1 protein-coding gene is annotated in these 1,025 nt (G+C 60.3%); it reads right to left on the bottom strand.

The genetic code is table 11. The features are described from left to right. Positions 1-985 (bottom strand): hypothetical protein (locus tag IEY17_RS24990; RefSeq protein ID WP_188991930.1); only part of this gene is annotated, 985 nt, incomplete at its 3' end. Between the last annotated feature and the right edge of the window lie 40 nt (positions 986-1,025).

Raw genomic sequence — 1,025 nt, 5'->3', positions numbered from 1 at the left:
CACGCGCCGTACGCACCGCACCCGGCGGCACAGCCATCCCCGGCTCATCCAACAAAGACGAGTGATACGAATTACCCGACTCCACCACCGACTCGACCGAAACCCGCCCATCAGACGAACCAACCGAGTCGAGCCCAGAAGGCCTATCAACACCACCATGACCAAACTGGGCATTTTCGGAATTGGACTGGACGTGATTCCTGATCCAGTCTACTTCAGCGTCCGAATACTCTCCGGTGAAGTCGATTATCAGCCGACCTTCCGGGTTCCCGCGGTAACTCTCCCAGCCCCCGTTGTACGAGACTCCGAATTCTGCACGTGTTGTGCCGTCCGAATCCTCGATCTCGAAAAGCTGAACCCGACTCCGCCCGGCGTGGAAGTTGACCTCCCTGTCACCGGCCTTGCGCGCGCTGGCCACGAACGAGTGCGCCGCTTTGTATCCTGCAGCCGAGCAAGCTATGAGTACGACATCGGAATGCGGCTGCGCCCGCAGTTGCTGATATTCCGGCATCGCCTGGACCAGCCGGTGGAACTCCTGACCTTCCAGCCCGATTATGGGCTCCCCGTTCTGATCAAGCGTAACCCCGAATTCTTCGTCGTTGGCGTGCGCCATGAGGAGAACCTCGTCGCTCCACGGCGCCGGAGCGTATCCACCGTTGGGACGAGCATCCATGAGCGGAACATCCGGTACTATCTCGTCGGGAAGCGTCATTGCGATGCGGTCGGCACCGCCGTAGTTGAGGATCCATGATCGAACGTATTCAAGGGTGCTGTCCTCCCCGATGACCAACGCCCGAATCCGGCCATTCCGGTCCTGCAGGAGCTCGCGTTTCACCTTGTCGACCGTGAACGTTACGGTTCGACCGTCTAGATCACAGCCGACGAAGACCGGTGCATCCGGTGTGCCGAATACGCCCCGCTCCCGTCGATCGGCAGCAGTAACGGCCGCACTGTTCCTCGGCTGCGCGAAGTCCGTGGAATACACCACGCCAGGCTTCAACGGCATGAACCAAATACCGTCACCG

It is taken from the genome of Saccharopolyspora thermophila, assembly GCF_014646075.1.
Lineage (GTDB): Bacteria > Actinomycetota > Actinomycetes > Mycobacteriales > Pseudonocardiaceae > Saccharopolyspora > Saccharopolyspora thermophila.
The sequence above is the reverse complement of the archived record's forward strand: the minus strand, read 5'-3'. Positions and strand labels throughout refer to the sequence as shown.